A 1,491-nucleotide genomic window follows, 5' to 3' on the forward strand; every position below is an offset into this window, starting at 1 on the left:
AAACTTAAATTGACCTTTTACAAGCTCTTTATCACCTTTCAAGACTTTCTTAGCTGAGAAAATTACTTGTGTTGAAGACGCAACATAAGTGTTGGTGAAGGTTGGGTTGTTGTCAGTTACAGTCGCAACAAGTTTGCCTGCACCGTTATCAACAACTTTAACAGTCACTTTATGTGTAGCAGTGTCATATGTCACACCTGCTTCGCTACCTGCTTTTTCAGAGATAGTATAAGTGTGCTCACCAGCTTCTTTGTACTCAATACCTGCGAAAGCAACTGTACCGTCTACAGCGTTTGTCGCTGTTCCGATTACTTTGTCACCTTCTTTAAGTTCAAACTCATATTTACCAGCTTCTAGAGCTTTACCATTCAAGACTTTCTTAGCCGTGATGTTAACAGTTGTTGAAGCTGCTTTGTAAGTGTTTGTGAAGGTTGGGTTGTTGTCAGTTACAGTCGCAACAAGTTGACCTTGTCCGTTATCAACAACTGCTACCTTAACTTCGTGTTTAGCAGTATCGTATGTCACACCTGCTTCGCTACCTGCTTTTTCAGTGATAGTGTATGTGTGGTTACCTGCTGCTGCGTATTCGATAGCTTCGAAAGTCACAGTACCGTCGGCAGCGTTTTTAGCTGTCGCAACGACTTTGTCACCTTCTTTAAGTTCAAACTCGTATTTACCAGCTTCTAGAGCTTTACCATTCAAGACTTTAGTGGCCGTGATAGTAGCTGTTGTTGAAGTTGCTTTATAAGTGTTGGTGAAGGTTGGATTGTTACCTGTAACAGCTGCAACAAGTTGACCTTGCCCGTTATCTGTAACGTTTACTGTCACTTCATGTTTAGCAGTGTCGTATGTCACACCTGCTTCGCTACCTGCTTTTTCAGTGATAGTGTATGTGTGGTTGCCTGCTGCTGCGTACTTGATATCTTCGAAAGTCACAGTACCGTCGGCAGCGTTTTTAGCTGTCGCAACGACTTCGTCACCTTCTTTAAGTTCGAATTCGTATTTACCAGCTTCAAGGGCCTTACCATCCAAGACTTTAGTAGCTGTGATCGTTGCACTTGTTTTAGCTGCTTTATAAGTGTTGGTGAAGGTTGGATTGTTGTCTTTTACATCTGCAACAAGTTTTCCTTGTCCATTATCTGTAACTTTTACTGTTACATTGTGAGTAGATTTATCGTAAGTTACACCTGCTTCGCTACCTTCTTTTTCAGTGATAGTGTAAGTGTGGTCACCTGCTGCTGCGTACTTGATAGCTTCGAAAGTAACAGAACCGTCTGCAGCGTTTTTGGCTGTTGCGACGACTTCGTCACCTTCTTTAAGTTCGAATTCGTATTTACCAGCTTCTAGAGCTTTACCTTCCAAGACTTTAGTAGCCTTGATAGTAGCTTTTGTTTCAGCGGCTTTATAAGTGTTAGTGAAGACACGTTCTGCTTCATCTACAGTCGCAACCAATTGACCTTGACCGTTATCTACTACATTCACTTTAACTGT

1 protein-coding gene is annotated in these 1,491 nt (G+C 41.9%); it reads right to left on the bottom strand.

Annotation, left to right across the window (positions count from 1 at the left end; genetic code table 11):
- A partial coding sequence (locus tag GMD1S_RS07640) for a Spy0128 family protein (RefSeq protein WP_000319727.1) occupies nt 1-1,491 on the bottom strand: 1,491 nt, incomplete at both ends.

Origin of the sequence: Streptococcus sp. GMD1S, from assembly GCF_000296875.1 — a bacterium.
Lineage (GTDB): Bacteria > Bacillota > Bacilli > Lactobacillales > Streptococcaceae > Streptococcus.